The organism is Pseudoalteromonas sp. S4741 (assembly GCF_005886135.1).
Classification (GTDB): Bacteria; Pseudomonadota; Gammaproteobacteria; order Enterobacterales; family Alteromonadaceae; genus Pseudoalteromonas; species Pseudoalteromonas tetraodonis.
The window spans coordinates 1-13,780 of the sequence record NZ_PNCN01000093.1 but is presented as its reverse complement, the minus strand read 5'-3'; the positions used below and the strand labels follow the sequence as shown (position 1 = coordinate 13,780).

The 13,780-nt window shown below is 39.6% G+C and carries 16 protein-coding genes; 6 read left to right on the top strand and 10 right to left on the bottom strand.

What is annotated here, in order from left to right:
- The coding region (locus CWC30_RS13205; protein WP_476742307.1) for an EF-Tu C-terminal domain-related protein at nucleotides 1-101 on the top strand (101 nt) is incomplete at its 5' end.
- Between the two features lie 252 nt (nucleotides 102-353).
- Here CWC30_RS13205 and CWC30_RS13200 read toward each other — a convergent pair.
- The 4 genes from CWC30_RS13200 to CWC30_RS13185 form a co-directional block, all read right to left on the bottom strand.
- Nucleotides 354-1,262 (bottom strand): hypothetical protein, encoded by a 909-nt coding sequence (locus CWC30_RS13200; RefSeq protein WP_138627318.1) that lies wholly within the window; start codon nucleotides 1,260-1,262, stop codon nucleotides 354-356.
- A 174-nt stretch (nucleotides 1,263-1,436) separates the two neighbouring features.
- Complete coding sequence (locus CWC30_RS13195; protein ID WP_138627317.1) at nucleotides 1,437-2,627, bottom strand: dipeptidase; 1,191 nt, start codon at nucleotides 2,625-2,627, stop codon at nucleotides 1,437-1,439.
- 60 nt (nucleotides 2,628-2,687) lie between these two features.
- A complete protein-coding gene (locus tag CWC30_RS13190; RefSeq protein WP_008114225.1) occupies nucleotides 2,688-2,933 on the bottom strand; it encodes a YheU family protein in 246 nt (81 codons plus the stop codon).
- Complete coding sequence (locus CWC30_RS13185; RefSeq protein ID WP_138627316.1) at nucleotides 2,930-3,922, bottom strand: hydrolase; 993 nt, start codon at nucleotides 3,920-3,922, stop codon at nucleotides 2,930-2,932. The genes CWC30_RS13190 and CWC30_RS13185 overlap by 4 nt, the downstream gene beginning before the upstream one ends.
- Nucleotides 3,923-4,510: 588 nt before the next feature.
- Here CWC30_RS13185 and CWC30_RS13180 point away from each other — a divergent pair.
- Nucleotides 4,511-5,011: a hypothetical protein gene (locus CWC30_RS13180; RefSeq protein WP_138627315.1), complete on the top strand. Its 501-nt coding sequence runs from the start codon at nucleotides 4,511-4,513 to the stop codon at nucleotides 5,009-5,011.
- Nucleotides 5,004-5,225, top strand: coding sequence for a helix-turn-helix transcriptional regulator (locus tag CWC30_RS13175; RefSeq protein WP_010392331.1), 222 nt, complete (start codon nucleotides 5,004-5,006; stop codon nucleotides 5,223-5,225). The genes CWC30_RS13180 and CWC30_RS13175 overlap by 8 nt, the downstream gene beginning before the upstream one ends.
- Nucleotides 5,226-5,334: 109 nt before the next feature.
- On the opposite strand, the gene CWC30_RS13170 is transcribed toward CWC30_RS13175, so the two are convergent.
- The 3 genes from CWC30_RS13170 to CWC30_RS13160 all read right to left on the bottom strand — a co-directional run bounded on the left by CWC30_RS13170 (nucleotide 5,335) and on the right by CWC30_RS13160 (nucleotide 8,946).
- Entirely contained in the window at nucleotides 5,335-6,537 is a 1,203-nt protein-coding gene (locus CWC30_RS13170) for an IS256 family transposase (RefSeq protein ID WP_008465246.1), read from the bottom strand.
- Nucleotides 6,538-6,623: 86 nt separating this feature from the next.
- Nucleotides 6,624-7,040, bottom strand: a complete 417-nt coding sequence (locus CWC30_RS13165; protein WP_138627314.1) for a TIGR02444 family protein — start codon at nucleotides 7,038-7,040, stop codon at nucleotides 6,624-6,626.
- On the bottom strand, nucleotides 7,027-8,946 hold the full coding sequence (locus CWC30_RS13160) for an ATP-binding cassette domain-containing protein (protein WP_138627313.1): 1,920 nt from the start codon (nucleotides 8,944-8,946) through the stop codon (nucleotides 7,027-7,029). The genes CWC30_RS13165 and CWC30_RS13160 overlap by 14 nt, the downstream gene beginning before the upstream one ends.
- A 132-nt stretch (nucleotides 8,947-9,078) precedes the next feature.
- On the opposite strand from CWC30_RS13160, the gene CWC30_RS13155 reads away from it, so the two are divergent.
- Entirely contained in the window at nucleotides 9,079-9,282 is a 204-nt protein-coding gene (locus tag CWC30_RS13155; protein WP_008114218.1) for a YheV family putative zinc ribbon protein, read from the top strand.
- An 11-nt stretch (nucleotides 9,283-9,293) separates the two neighbouring features.
- On the opposite strand, the gene CWC30_RS13150 is transcribed toward CWC30_RS13155, so the two are convergent.
- Both CWC30_RS13150 and CWC30_RS13145 read right to left on the bottom strand, forming a co-directional pair.
- Nucleotides 9,294-9,509 (bottom strand): SlyX family protein, encoded by a 216-nt coding sequence (locus CWC30_RS13150; RefSeq protein WP_036980562.1) that lies wholly within the window; start codon nucleotides 9,507-9,509, stop codon nucleotides 9,294-9,296.
- Nucleotides 9,496-10,494 carry a WD40 repeat domain-containing protein gene (locus CWC30_RS13145; protein ID WP_138627312.1) on the bottom strand — a complete coding sequence of 333 codons (999 nt, stop codon included), beginning with the start codon at nucleotides 10,492-10,494 and terminating at the stop codon, nucleotides 9,496-9,498. The genes CWC30_RS13150 and CWC30_RS13145 overlap by 14 nt, the downstream gene beginning before the upstream one ends.
- Nucleotides 10,495-10,689: 195 nt before the next feature.
- On the opposite strand from CWC30_RS13145, the gene fkpA reads away from it, so the two are divergent.
- Nucleotides 10,690-11,442 carry an FKBP-type peptidyl-prolyl cis-trans isomerase gene (gene fkpA / locus CWC30_RS13140; protein ID WP_036980556.1) on the top strand — a complete coding sequence of 251 codons (753 nt, stop codon included), beginning with the start codon at nucleotides 10,690-10,692 and terminating at the stop codon, nucleotides 11,440-11,442.
- A 60-nt stretch (nucleotides 11,443-11,502) separates the two neighbouring features.
- Here the strand turns inward: fkpA and CWC30_RS13135 are convergent, their stop codons facing one another.
- Nucleotides 11,503-11,973, bottom strand: a complete 471-nt coding sequence (locus tag CWC30_RS13135; RefSeq protein WP_010392345.1) for an Rsd/AlgQ family anti-sigma factor — start codon at nucleotides 11,971-11,973, stop codon at nucleotides 11,503-11,505.
- A 504-nt stretch (nucleotides 11,974-12,477) separates the two neighbouring features.
- On the opposite strand from CWC30_RS13135, the gene hemE reads away from it, so the two are divergent.
- A complete protein-coding gene (hemE, locus tag CWC30_RS13130; RefSeq protein WP_036980553.1) occupies nucleotides 12,478-13,542 on the top strand; it encodes a uroporphyrinogen decarboxylase in 1,065 nt (354 codons plus the stop codon).
- The last annotated feature ends 238 nt before the right edge of the window (nucleotides 13,543-13,780 follow it).

Genomic DNA, 13,780 nt, shown 5'->3' with positions numbered 1-13,780 from the left:
CGCTAATCGCACCAATCGCGATGGACGAAGGTCTTCGTTTCGCTATCCGTGAAGGTGGCCGTACTGTAGGTGCTGGTGTTGTAGCAACTATCGTAGAGTAATAATTAGCCTAGCTAATTAATACGAAAAACCCGAGCTTAGCCTCGGGTTTTTTAATGTCTGCAATTTACTTCATGTGAAGGTGGCGCTCTTACCTTAGGGGTAGGTGCTTTGTAGCAACTATCGTAGAGTAATCATTAGTTGTAATGCATTAAGCATTAATAAAACCCGAGCTCAGTCTCGGGTTTTTTAATGTCTGAAGTAAAAGTATTCATGTTATCGCTGTAACAAAGTAGGAGCATGAACTTAATTAGTTAGTAACCAGCATTCTTACGTAATTCATCAAGCATATCTTGGTTACCCATCATTTCGTCAAGCGTTGCCCTGACTGCATTGTCAGAACTATTGTCATAAACTGAAAGTAGATGTTGCGCCATTTGCTTTGTATAGCCATCTTGTTTATTTTGAGCTTGGTAGTATTGCGCCATCAACCCTTGTGCAGCTAAGCGACGGATATAATCATTCGTGTCTTGCTCTAACAAGATTGTAAATTGCTCTGCAAGGCGGTAATCAAGTACCGGTGTCTGAGTTGTTAACTCAACAGCTTGAATTTTAAATTTTTCGTCACTACTGCTGTTCGCTAAATTTAAAATGTTACCTACTACTTCATAGTCATACTCGGGCATAGTAGATTTATTTAGAATATACATATTCATTTGCAGTTGGCTCAGTGCAGCTAACCTATTTAAATCAGAGATGCTTGGATCTAAAGTTTGCTCTCTTAATTGAGAGTTTATTTGTTTAGCATAATCAGGTTCTGATTTGATCCTTAAATCATAGTCTTCTGGTAAGTCTGCATAAAAGCTATAAAGAGGATTTTGCTCACGTCGTTTTTCATCTTCTTGCTGCTGTTTTTCCTCTAGTACGTCAAGAACAAGTTCCTTAAATTCGTCGGTATCTTGTTCTTGATAAGAGCCATTAGCGTGCAGTGTTAAGTTTGCTACTTTGCGTTGTAGCGAACTTACTTTCTTGCTTAGTTCGTCAATTAAGGCTTCATTTGATTGCTGATATTCTGCAGGAGTACTAATAGAAACTGTGGGGCTTAGCTGTTGCTTAGGTTTATTAGGTGAACTGGGCTGATTTTTAAAAAATGTTCCGTAGCATGAAATTACCAAGGCAAGTGTTGCTATAGTAATCGCAATAGTTCCTTTGTTTATAGTCATAAAATAATCTGCCTCTAAAATGGGTAATTCATCTGTTTTCGAAATATAAGTCTGTTAAAAAATGTGTTAAACGAGGATGAAATATACGGGTTAATTAAGAAGGCGGGGCGTGAGTGGCAAAATACGGTGTTTAAATTGGCTATAAGCGCTAGACCTAAGCCTAGCGCGTAAAGCTTAATGCGATTTTGCGTATTGCTCAGCTTGCTTCCACACTCTTAGCGTATTGCCGCTTAAAATCTTTTTAATATCGGTGTCGCTGTAACCTCTGTCCATCAAACCTTGAACTAGGTTAGGGTAGCTAGATACATCCTTTAAGCCGATAGGCAGTGAGTCACCTACACCGTCGTAATCAGAGCCAATACCAACATGCTCGATACCAATTAGCTTCACAACGTGATCAATATGATCAAGAACTTGCTCAAGGCTTGCAAATGGGTAGGGGTTTTTAGCGCGGTACATCGCATCAAAATCTTTACTTAACTTAGTACCATCTTTTTTTACCGCTTCTTTTTTACTCTTTAACTGTTTGCCCCACGTACCTGCTTTAGCAGTAACAAAACTTGAACCAAAGTTAATTTGAATTACACCACCGTTCTTTTTAAGGGCTAACAGCATGTCGTCATTCATATTACGCTCAAAACCCGGCGTGTATTTACGTAGTGAAGAGTGTGACGCAATAACGGGTGTGTTAGACAGTTCCATCACTTGATAAAACGCATCGTCCGAGATATGAGACACATCAATCAGCATGCCGATGTTATTCATCTCTTTTACTAGTTCTTTACCAAATGGGCTTAGGCCTTTCCAGTTGCGACGAATATCGTATGATGAGTCAGAAATATGGTTGCTTTGCGAGTGAGCAAGGGTGATATAGCGCACACCACGGTCAAAAAAATGCTGTAGGTTGTTTAAATCGCCTTCAATGGGTGAGCCGTTTTCCATGCCCATAGCAATCGACATTTTACCTTGCTTAAATTGTGCTTCGATATCGCTTGTTGAGCTGGCAATGGCAAACTTGTCAGGTGCACGTTGTGCAATTGCTTCCATACCATCAATAAGTTGATTCGCTAATTGAAAGCTTTTGCCTTTGCCTTCAAACTCTAAATGAGCAGGAATATAAATCGACATAAATGGCGCGTTTAAACCGCCTTTTACTGCACGAGGGTAATCAAAATCGCCGCCATCAGTAGCTTTAGTTACATCAGCCCATTTTGCGTGAATACGGTAAGGTACATCAATGTGGGTATCGATTAAAATGGTATCGTGTGCAAGCTTAATTGCTTTATCTGAGGGAGTAATTTCTGCGTGTACTGCACCTGTTAATGCAATCGACATTGCAATAACTATTGAGCTTAGTTTTATCATTTATAATGGCTCTTTAAGTTAAAAAAGCCATTGTCTATTTTTACGCCGTGTCTGACAAGTTTACTCGTCGAATTGCGCTTCACTTTGTAGTGCTTTGAATTCACTTTTAGAAATTATGGTGACCGACTCATGTAGCTCAGAGAAAAACACCATAGCTTCGCCGCTTTTTAATTGCTGATTTACTTGCGCTACTTTACTTTCAATACTGAACTCTTGTTCGCCATAGTCAGTGCCTTCGCGCAAAACGTAGCTTTCAATTAGGTTGTACAGTGTGTCTTTATCAAGTTGTTCAAAAGGAATAATCATAGCCACTCATTATCGGTGTTATTAAATACACATTGCTTAAAATAGTCAGGCACTACTTGCTCTAGCCAATACACGGGTTTAAATGGGTTGTTACCGCTAATAAAACCTACGTGGCCGCCTTTTTCAGAGATACGCAGCGTAACATGCTCACTTACATCCTGACTACTTGGAACCGCTTTAATCGACAGCATAGGGTCGTCTTTGGCATGAATAATTAGTGTAGGTGTCGCAATATCTTTTAAATATGGCATCGCACTGGCTTTTTTGTAGTAATCGTGTGCATTCTCAAAGCCATGCAACGGTGCTGTAAGCTGGTTATCGAACTCTAATAAATCGTCAATTTCCATTAATTGATCAGTGGTGATCGGTATCTGCTGTTTAATTTGCGGTAATTTACGTTGCATCGATTTTTTCATTCGATCGAGCAAATATTTTTGATAAATTTTACCTAAGCTTTTACGAATAACATCACTAGATGATGATAAATCATAGGGCGCAGATATCACGGCAGCTGCGTTAAGCGGGCAGTGAATGTTTTCTTCGCCTAAATACTTAGCCAGTACATTACCACCCAATGAAAAACCCACCGCTACAATAGGGCGATTTGGAAACTGTTGTTTTAAATGATTTATAAAAAAAGCTAAATCGGCGGTGTCGCCACTATGGTAGGCTCTTGGTAAGCGGTTTACTTCGGTTGAGCAGTTTCTAAAGTGCATCAATACGACAGCAAAGCCTTGCTTTTTTAATGCCTTCATCATGCCTTTGGCATAAAAACTGTTGATATTGCCTTCAAGTCCATGAAGTACCACTGCGAGTGGTGCTTTTTCGTTATGCGGGAGTGACCAAGCAAGCTCAATAAAGTCTCCGTCGGGCGTATCAAGTTGCGCAAGTTCGTAGCGAGTATGATGAAAAGGGCGGAAAAAACGCGGTATTATGGTTTGAACGTGTCGGTTGGTCATCCACCATGCGGGTTTGAACTTAGGGATCATGTCTGTACTACGCACTTTGCAATTAACGAAGCGCTAGTGTAGCAAATTTTTTATATTTAAAAATAAAAAGCGCCTAATCAGTAAACTAATAAGGCGCTTTGTGCGTCGTGCTTAATGCTGTTCTTTAATATCTGCATCGTGTACTTTTTTCATGAAAAAATACACAAAGAAGAGGCATAAACTAATAACGACGCCTAAAAATCCAAATGATAAAAATAGTACTGGGTCGCTAAAAAAATCTCTAAAGAATACGTCCATAATTGCCTCCTGATGTCTATGGGGTAATCATAGGCTGGCTCAGTGGTACTTGATATGATCCAGATCAAGCTATTTTACAGATTATAAAATGGGCAATGCAGATGTTGATTTTGATCAATAAAGTTAAGTCGATTTTGCACTTTTTAGTAAATTATCTGCGATTTTTTAATCACTTTTATAATAAAGATGGTCAGCAAAGTTCAGCTTTGAATAACCGTTGCTTTGTTTTAGGTTAAATAAAATAAACCTGGTGTTAAATATATTTGACATGGCTAAAAAGTGAACTTATAGTTTAAAAGTCAAAAATATTTTACTTGGAGTTAGCTTTATATGACTCGTTCAGAGCACTTTAAAGAGCTTTTACAAAGCATAAGTTTTAGAGAACTGACGCTGAGTATCGATTTACTAGTAAGTGTGTACATATCTTACTTTTATGTAAACAGACTAATGAATGCGAGTACGCAGCAGCTTAGTTCTGTTTCTTGGTTATCTGGCTTATTGCTACAGGTGTTAATTTATTCTGTGATACTTATAGTATTGAGCTATTTATTACTTACATTTATCAGTGATAATGAATTAAATCAGCCACCTGATGTGAGAGAAAAGCAAATAAATTTAGTGGGTTATAAATACAAGGCCATAATCTTACAGGCGGGAATTTGTGTTGCTATTTTTCAATATCAAATTGAAGCTAATAACTGGGGCCCAGCTATCGAATATAATATTCCATATTTACCAATGCATATCATGGTAGGCGCTTTTTTGATTGCCGAAATAGTCAATTACATAGCGCAGCTTTATAAAGGCAGAACGGGTGATATCTATGAGTGAGTATGCAATAACTAACTCTATTCGAACATTACGCTTTTTACGCGATGAAATGACGCAAAAGCAGTTAGCAGATGCTATTGGCGTAACGCGGCAAACGGTAATGGCAATTGAGGCAAATAAATATTCACCCACTTTAGAGGTGGCTTTTAAAATTTCTTTAGTTTTTAACTTACCTTTAGAAGAGGTATTTCAATACAAAACTAAAGATATATAGCTTGGTGTATAAAAGTAAACCAAAGTAACCATGAATATAAGAGCTAATATTCATAATATAAATGGCTTTATGATCGAGGGCGTTCAGAATTCTGTGTCAGCCTAAGTTGCTAAATATCTAGCACACCATCTAACCTACCTTCGAAGTGGATGGCCAATTGCGACAATGTCAGATTCCAATTATGGATTGGCATTGTCCATTTCTTCGAGGCATTCAATATGCCTGCATACAATAATTTCATCAAGCTGTTTTCATTAGGGAATGCTCCCTTAGTCTTGGTGAGTCGCCTAAACTGACGATGTACAGCTTCAATTGCATTTGTGGTATAAATAGCTTTACGCACGTAATCTGGATACTTGAAGTAAACCGACAGATTGCCCCACTTACGACGCCAAGACTCGATAACGATAGGGTATAACTTGCCCCATTTGGCATCTAATTCGGCGAGAGCGGCTTCTGCTGCATCTTTCGTGGCTGCCTTATAAACGGGTTTCAGGTCAGCCATAAACTCTTTTTGGTGCTTAGAGGCTACGTACTTCATCGAATTACGAATTTGATGAATAACGCACTCCTGCACTTCGGCGTCAGGATAGATTGTTGCTATTGCTTCAGGGAAGCCTTTTAGTCCATCAACACAGGCAATTAAAATATCGGATACACCACGATTATGTAAATCTGTTAATACTGATAACCAATAGTTAGCCCCTTCACTTTCAGAGATATATAAACCAAGTAACTCTTTGCGGCCCTCGATATTGACACCTAGTACGGTATAAATAGCCTTACTCACGTAGCGCCCATTTTCTTTAATCTTATAATGAATGGCATCAAGCCAGATAAACGGGTAAAGCGTGTCTAAGCTGCGCGCTTGCCATGCTTTAAGCTCTGGTATCAGTTGGTCTGTTACGGCAGTGATGGTGGCCTCTGATACCTCAACGCCATACATATCCTGTATGTGGCCTCGAATATCTCGATAGCTCATACCTAAAGCAAACATAGATAGGATTTTCTCATCAATTTCAGGCGTTAACTTGGTTTGGTTCTTTTTAACAAGCTGAGGTTCAAACGAACCTGAACGGTCTCTGGGCGTTTCAAGTTCGAATTGACCTATGGATGACTTAACTGTTTTTTTGGTTGAACCATTTTTACGGTTAACTTGGGTCTCAGATTCTAAATGCTGCTCTAATTCAGCTTTAAGAGCCGCTTCGGTGAGTTGTTTAATTAATGGTGTTAGAACACCGTCTTCGCCAGTAAGGCCTTTACCAGCTTGAAGTTCAGCTAATGCTTTGTTGAAGTCGAAAGATTGAGTCATGTGTCACTCCTGTTTTCTTAATAATACTGAAATGACACAGATTTCTAAACACTACCTTATGATCTGATGAAATTAATAGTGAAAAATTATGCCAAATATTTATCGCTGTTATTGGGCGTTGCACAAGGTGTTAAATTCATACTATTAACTTCATCAATCAATATTATTTGTTGCTGCTTTTCTAATTTTAGCTCGGCACCTAGAAGCGCTTTTCGAATTGCGGCGTAATCTGTAACCTGGGTTTTATTGGCTTTTAAATAGGCACGTGTGGCTCGTAGTGGCTTCAATGCCTGCTTATCAAGCTCACTAATTGATTGTTCAAGCTTATTTAGCTGTGCTTGGCTAATTGTTAGATTGAGAGAATCTAAGTAGTAAAGCAATAAGCACAGGTTTACGTTTTTACCTAGCTGGTTTTGATAATCCAACAGGCGCGTTTGCATGTCACCTTTGCTATAAAGGTTACATGCAAACTGCCAAAAATCGTTGCTGTTAAGCAAGTTCATCGGCGAATGCCTGCTCTTTCTGTTCCATTTCTTCAAGGGCCATAAGTAGCTCTTCTTCAACATCGTTAAGCTTAGGCGTAAGTGTGGCTTGTTTAGTAATTAACTCTTTAAGCTTAGCTTTATTTTCATCGTTATAAAGTGTGTTATCGCCTAGCGCCTCTTCAACGTCAGCTAATTCTGCAGCAAATTTATCCAATTGTTTTTCAAGCTTTTCAATTTGCTTTTTCAGCGGTTGAATCGCTTTTCTAAACTCGGCCTCTAAGCGCTTTTGTTCTTTACGGTTAACTTGTGAATGGGCTTTTGGCTCTTCGTCGGTGTCGTTTTTAGCGGCTTCTTTATTAGCATTAAGCAGCCACTGATAATATGCATCTAGGTCGTAGCCAAATTGGGTGACCTCGCCATTATCAACTAAATAAAATTCATCGGCGGTATTTTTAAGCATATGACGGTCATGCGATACCGTGACCATAGCGCCTTCAAAGCCTTGTAATGCCATAACTAAAGCGTGGCGCATTTCTAAATCAAGGTGGTTGGTTGGCTCATCGAGTAGTAATAAATTTGGTTTTTGATAAACCAACATAGCCAGTACTAAACGGGCTTTTTCACCGCCAGAAAAGGGAGCTACAGGGTCGAGTGCTTTATCGCCTACAAAGGCAAAACCGCCTAAAAAGTCACGCAATGATTGTTCGCTGGCTTTAGGGTTTAAGCGTTGCAGGTGAGTGACGGCACTGGCTTTTAAATCTAGAGACTCCAGTTGATGCTGCGCAAAGTAGCCAATGTTTAAGCCTTGATGCTGAAACACTTCACCTGCTTGAGGTTGTAAGTCACCAGAGAGCAGCTTAATTAGTGTTGATTTACCTGCGCCATTTCTGCCCAGTAGTGCAATACGGCTGCCTGGTACTAAGTTCAGCTTAATACTGTTTAAAATGGTGACATCGCCATAACCGGCTTTGGCTTTGTCGAGTGTCATTAACGGGTTAGGCAGGGCGGTTGGTTCGGCAAATTCAAAATCAAATGGCGAGTCAACATGTGCTGGGGCAAGTTTTTCCATTCGCTCTAGCGCTTTAACACGGCTTTGTGCCTGTTTGGCTTTACTAGCTTTGGCTTTAAAGCGGGTAATGAACTGCTCAAGATGCGCTATTTGTTCTTGTTGTTTTTCAAACATGGCTTGCTGCTGTAATAGGCGCTCAGCTTTTTGGCGTTCAAACTGCGAGTAGTTACCTTTGTACACATTAATAAGTTGTTTATCTATATGCCAAATTTGATCAACCACAGCATCTAAAAACTCACGGTCGTGAGAAATAAGTACTAGCGTGCCGGTGTAGGCACGTAAAAAACGCTCGAGCCAATACACGGCATCTAAATCTAGGTGGTTTGTTGGCTCATCCAGTAATAGTAAGTCGGCATCGCGAATAAGCGCTTGGGCTAAGTTTAAGCGCATGCGCCAACCACCCGAAAATGCACTTACCGGGTTTTCTATTTGATTATTAGCAAAGCCCAAACCATGTAACAGCTCACCTGCCTTGGCTTCAATGCTATAGCCTTTAATATTTTCAAGCTGAATATGCACTTTAGCTTGGGTGTCGCCATCGTTATTTTGCTCGGCTTCACGTAGCGCTATACGCAGTGCATAATATTCAGGGTGGCCTTGTAGTACGTAATCTATAGCGCTTATTTCAAGAGCGGGGGTTTCTTGCTTTACTGAGGCCAGTGACCAATCTTTAGGAATACTGCAATTACCGCCATCTAACGAAAGCTCAGACTTTAATAAACTAAATAACGTTGACTTACCACAGCCATTGGCACCAACAAGGCCTACTTTGTGCTCTGGGAATAGTGTAGCCGATGCATTTTTTAATAAAGCTTTGCCACCGCGAAGCAGTTCTATTTCTGAGATTTGGATCATAAATACGTTACTTTACTGTGCCTTGATTGAATTGCGGCCATTATAACACGGATCTTATTAGCTATATCAATCGTATCAAGTAGGCAAATATTGCGATAAAATAACGTCAGTCAAAATGGTAGGAAAAACGAAGTGAAACATAAAAAACGATTTATTGCTGGAGCAACGTGTCCTGAGTGTAAAACCATGGATATGTTAATGCTCTACAAAGAGCATGACGTAGAAAAAGTTGAATGTATGCAGTGTGGTCATAAAATGGCTCAACCAGAGCAGGCTGTGCAGGCATCAACACGCCAATTTGAACAGATCATTGGCGTGTTTAATCCAGGCGACTAAACCTAAACAGTTTAGTAATGCGGTGGCGGAGGCTCCGGTATATTCGACATCATAGGTTGCGATGCTTGCGACTCTTTAAGTTTTTCAGCCAGCAACTCGGTTTGGCGCTTTATTTTTGCCAACTGTTGCTGGTGAACTTTTATTTCATCATTCAAAATTTCAATTGTTTCGTCTTGAAAAGCCACTTTAGCCTCAAGTTCCATTAGCCGATGTTCAATTGTGTTCATTTGGTTCTCGTATAATAAAGCGCTCAGCGATTCCGCTCGAGCTTTCAGTTAACAATGATTTACCGTTATCTGTAAATGCCACATCAAGTACCACTGCCGATTTGGGCTTACTGCCTTCTCGCGGAGTGACTTGCCATGTTTGAATTTTTTCACCACTGGTTAGCTGCCATAAATCAACTCGTTTATTGGGTGAACCGGTTGCTAATAAAGTGCCTTGATCGTTAAAGCGCACTGCGGTAAAAATTTTCTGACGCGCAATATACTTTAGTTTACTAACAAGGTCACCTGTAGTCAGCTCCCATACATTTGCTTGTGCCATACTGTCGGCGGTAAAAGCATAACGACCTTGAGGATCTAAAGCGACTTGGGTTACTCGGGTTGGGTGATTAAAGCGATGGATAACTTGTCCACTTTGGGTATCCCATAAGTAGGCCACATAATCGTTAGAGCCGCTCAATGCATAGCGCCCATTAGGTGATAGGTCTACGGTGTTTACTTTATCTTGGTGGCCTAAAAATTCAATGCGTCTGCCAGTATTAAGGTTTATAAATACTACAACGCCATCACTACGCCCGTAAACAACACTTTGGCCTTGGTTACTAATGGCAATATCGCGGATACTGGCTTTTTGTATTTTATAAAAGCCTTTATTTTTGCCGGTGGCAATATCCCAGACCGCAAAGGTGGCTTTTTCGGCGGTAACAGCCACGCTATTATCAAAAGCAATGGCTACAGCGTAAACAAGGCTGTCTTGCGCTTGTTGTTGAAACCATTGGTATTTAAGGGCTTGCTGTTGATTATCCCAAAGTGCGACCCCATGATGGATAGAAGATACTAGGCTGTATTGACCATCGTGCGATAACGCAGATGAAAAGGCGCCCTGTGCTGTGTGCTCAAAAATGGCCACTGCTTGTTGTTTTTCATCACTACATGCAATTGTTAATAAACAGCAAGTGGCGACTAAAAAAGTACGAAATAACGACATATTACAGGTATTTCCTCTTAACTCTTCGTGACTGAGAGGTTAGACTAGGTCTCGTTAAACGCCTAGGTTGTTTGTCTAATCACTGGATATGTTTTTAGTTTAGCTATTAAACAAGCAGCCTACCATGTAGGCCGTTAATCTTTAACTAGTAATATTACAATAAATGGCAACTGCAAAGTGTGTCGGAGATTTAAAATGAGAAAGACGATTAAATTGTCATTGATTGCAGCGTCAGTTTTAGCGCTTACAGCTTGTAATCAAGAAGCAAAAAAAGAGCAAGCAGACGTTAAACTAGATACTGTAGCGCAACAACAAGCGTACGGTATTGGTGCATCTGTAGGTAACTTTTTAAATAAAGACTTAGCGGATAAAAAAGAAATTGGTATTGAATTAGACCAAGCTTTATTAATGCGAGGCTTTGAAGATGCACTTGCGGGTAATGCAAAAATTGACGAAGAGAAAATTCGTGAAGTACTAACAGCATTAGACGAATCAGTGCGCACTAAACAAGAAGAAAAAGCAAAAGTAGAGTCTGAAAAAAGCAAAGCTGAAGGTGAAAAATACCTAGCTGATAACGCTAAAAAAGAAGGCGTGATGGTTACTGAGTCTGGTTTACAGTACGAAGTAATGAGCGAAGGCGAAGGCGCAAAACCAGTAGCAACTGATGTGGTTAAAGTACATTATAAAGGCACATTGTTAGACGGTACTGAGTTCGATAGCTCTTACTCACGTAACGAGCCAACAACGTTCCCACTAAACCGTGTAATTCCTGGTTGGACTGAAGGTTTACAACTTATGTCTGTAGGGTCTAAGTACAAATTTACTATTCCTTCAGACCTTGCTTACGGCGATCGTGACTTAGGTAAAATTCCTGCTAATTCAACACTTATTTTTGAAGTTGAATTATTAGAAATTCAAAATGATGCAGAAGCTGCCGCTGCAGAATAAGTATTTATATAAAACAAAAAAGGGACCTTAAGTCCCTTTTTTATTGCACTGAATAACTAATTAGTCAGTGTGGTTAGAATATAAGTTATCAATTAACTCATCTTCGAGTGCAAAGCGCGCTTCGAGTGCTTCACCAATAACCGATAGGTCATTATCAAATCCTACTAACAAATCTTCTGCGTCTACTTCAGCGTATTTGTCATTGAAATCTAGAGCAATGTCAGTGGTATCTGAAATACGTGGGTATATAGTATTTGCTAGTTGTTGGCTTTCTAAGCCTTTCTTTTCGCAAGCTTTAGCAATATCGTCGTACACTTCAAAGTGGCCGGCCGATAGGTAATCCATTAAGATTTGGCAAAATGCTTGAATTTGTGATGGTTCAGGCAAAGATTGATCTTTTTTCTCGTAAGGTGAAAAGCCTGCAATTTTACAATAAAGTACAATCAGCTCTTGGCGTTCGTTTAACCAATTGTCGATGACCGTATGGCTACCCCCCCACTTTTGTTGAGCTTTTTCTACACGCTTCAGCATAATTCTTCTCCTAAGCTGGGTTGGATTTTTAATTGGTAATAAAGTTTCTATCATCCAAGATATATTTAATTGGCGTGTATATCAACAAGTAAAATAGATGTAGTACCACAGAGGGTTTTGTTTAAGGTATAAGTTGTAAGTAATTTATTTCAGGCAAGAAAAAACCACCTGTTACGGTGGTTTAATTTCTTTATTAGACTTGTTTAAACAAGCATTCTTATTTTTATTAGAGATTTTTATTATTTTTATATTAACAATTTTTGTTATTGTTTTGTTAACGCGGGAGATACAATATCAAGCTTTTTTAGGTGTTGCAAATAGTTTAATGAAAAGTTTTTATTATTAACGTTTGTTTGGTTTTTTTATGTACAAAGCAACATGAAAATTAAAAATTACTTGATCTAGCGCTACTCTGTAGCGATTTAATCGCTTAGCGATAGAGGGGTCGTGAATATGGTGGTACAATCTTGCACAATTTCTAAAAGCCCTAGGACTCTATACGCTATGAGCGAATTAAAAAACGACCGTTATTTACGTGCCCTTGCCAAGCAACCTGTTGATGTCACGCCGATATGGATGATGCGTCAAGCAGGACGTTATTTACCTGAATACCGTGCTACACGTGCACAAGCGGGCGATTTTATGAGCCTGTGTAGAAATGCTGAGTTAGCCTGTGAAGTAACATTACAGCCTTTGCGCCGTTACCCATTAGATGCAGCTATTTTGTTTAGTGATATTTTAACTATTCCCGATGCAATGGGATTAGGCTTGTACTTCGAAACAGGCGAAGGCCCTAAGTTTGAACGCCCAATTTCGTCACTAGCTGATGTTAAAAAAATTCCTAAACTCGATCCTACCGATGAGCTTGGCTATGTAATGAACGCAGTGAGCACTATTCGTCGTGAACTTAAAGGCGAAGTGCCATTAATTGGTTTTTCAGGTTCGCCTTGGACACTTGCAACTTACATGGTTGAAGGTGGTAGCAGTAAAGTATTTGGTAAAATCAAAAAAATGGCGTTTGCTGAGCCGCAAACACTGCATTTATTACTCGATAAACTAGCTGATTCGGTGATAGATTACTTAAACGCGCAAGTTAAAGCGGGTGCGCAATCGCTAATGGTATTTGACTCATGGGGCGGTGTACTAAGCCCGCGTGATTACAATGAGTTTTCATTGCAATACATGCATAAAATTGTTGATGGCTTAATTCGTGAATACGATGGCCGTAAAGTACCGGTTACTTTATTTACCAAAAATGGTGGTCAGTGGATTGAAGCGATTGCCGCAACGGGCTGTGACGCAGTAGGTTTAGATTGGACTATTAACATTGGTGATGCTAAACGTCGTGTTGGCGATAAAGTAGCACTGCAAGGTAATATGGACCCATCAATGCTTCATGGTACGCCTGATCGTATTCGCCAAGAGGTTGGTACTATTTTAGAAGACTTTGGTACTGGCAATGGCCATGTATTTAATTTAGGCCACGGCATTACACCAGATGTTGACCCAGAAAATGCCGGTGTATTCATTAACGCCGTGCATGAATTAAGTGCGCAATATCATAAATAACCTGAACTCTGGATAATAAATCTATCTCAAGCAGCTATTTACAGCGCTAACTATGTTGAATTTACTTGCAATAGGCGAGCTATTGACGCGTAATTTCGCCTTGTTTTCACTGGAAATCTCTGGCTAGAGAAAATAAACATAAATATCAATTTTGATTCAATACGTAAGTAAATCTCTTAACAAAAGTTCAGTTTATTTACGTGACGTTAAACTGCCAAATAGTAAATTAGGATGATAC

Coding starts and splice junctions, on each gene's coding strand:
- CWC30_RS13200 (WP_138627318.1), bottom strand. CDS start 1,262: ATGACTATAAACAAAGGAACTATTGCGATTACTATAGCAACACTTGCC.
- CWC30_RS13195 (WP_138627317.1), bottom strand. CDS start 2,627: ATGATAAAACTAAGCTCAATAGTTATTGCAATGTCGATTGCATTAACA.
- CWC30_RS13190 (WP_008114225.1), bottom strand. CDS start 2,933: ATGATTATTCCTTTTGAACAACTTGATAAAGACACACTGTACAACCTA.
- CWC30_RS13185 (WP_138627316.1), bottom strand. CDS start 3,922: ATGATCCCTAAGTTCAAACCCGCATGGTGGATGACCAACCGACACGTT.
- CWC30_RS13180 (WP_138627315.1), top strand. CDS start 4,511: ATGACTCGTTCAGAGCACTTTAAAGAGCTTTTACAAAGCATAAGTTTT.
- CWC30_RS13175 (WP_010392331.1), top strand. CDS start 5,004: ATGAGTGAGTATGCAATAACTAACTCTATTCGAACATTACGCTTTTTA.
- CWC30_RS13170 (WP_008465246.1), bottom strand. CDS start 6,537: ATGACTCAATCTTTCGACTTCAACAAAGCATTAGCTGAACTTCAAGCT.
- CWC30_RS13165 (WP_138627314.1), bottom strand. CDS start 7,040: ATGAACTTGCTTAACAGCAACGATTTTTGGCAGTTTGCATGTAACCTT.
- CWC30_RS13160 (WP_138627313.1), bottom strand. CDS start 8,946: ATGATCCAAATCTCAGAAATAGAACTGCTTCGCGGTGGCAAAGCTTTA.
- CWC30_RS13150 (WP_036980562.1), bottom strand. CDS start 9,509: ATGAACACAATTGAACATCGGCTAATGGAACTTGAGGCTAAAGTGGCT.
- CWC30_RS13145 (WP_138627312.1), bottom strand. CDS start 10,494: ATGTCGTTATTTCGTACTTTTTTAGTCGCCACTTGCTGTTTATTAACA.
- fkpA (WP_036980556.1), top strand. CDS start 10,690: ATGAGAAAGACGATTAAATTGTCATTGATTGCAGCGTCAGTTTTAGCG.
- CWC30_RS13135 (WP_010392345.1), bottom strand. CDS start 11,973: ATGCTGAAGCGTGTAGAAAAAGCTCAACAAAAGTGGGGGGGTAGCCAT.
- hemE (WP_036980553.1), top strand. CDS start 12,478: ATGAGCGAATTAAAAAACGACCGTTATTTACGTGCCCTTGCCAAGCAA.